This is a genomic window from Bradyrhizobium sp. NBAIM08 (genome assembly GCF_020193935.1).
Taxonomy (GTDB): Bacteria; Pseudomonadota; Alphaproteobacteria; order Rhizobiales; family Xanthobacteraceae; genus Bradyrhizobium; species Bradyrhizobium yuanmingense.
This window is the reverse complement of record NZ_JADYVR010000874.1, coordinates 1-409: the sequence shown is the minus strand read 5'-3', so window position 1 is coordinate 409 and position 409 is coordinate 1. Positions and strand designations below refer to the sequence as shown.

Below are 409 nucleotides of genomic sequence, written 5' to 3'. Positions count from 1 at the left end.
CGTGGTGCCGCATCCGTTCGGTCCGATGGAAAAGCCGGGCCTCACCACCATGTTGGCCGAGGCATGGCTATCCGGCCAGGTGCCGACCCTCAAGGCGCCGCACCTGATCCGCGACCACATCCATGTCGACCTCCTGGCGCGGGCCTATGCCCGGTTCGTGCGTCAGGTCCATGGGGGAGCGGATGGTCATTCCCACGGGTCCGTCCTGCTCGCCGAGCCCTCCGGACATGTCGAAACGGTCGCGAGCTTCACCGGGCGGTTCGCCCGCGCCATGGGCCCCCTCCTGGGCATGCCCACCCGCTGGAGCGCCGCTTGTTCGCGCGCGGGCTGCACCGAGCCGGTGGTCCGGTGCAACGGCGATCCGAGCGGCAGCCACCACCCGGAATTCGACGAAGCCCTGGCCTACGAG

1 pseudogene is annotated in these 409 nt (G+C 69.9%); it reads left to right on the top strand.

What is annotated here, in order from left to right:
- Positions 1-409 (top strand): annotated as a pseudogene (locus tag I6F37_RS42485) (hypothetical protein); the annotation flags it as partial.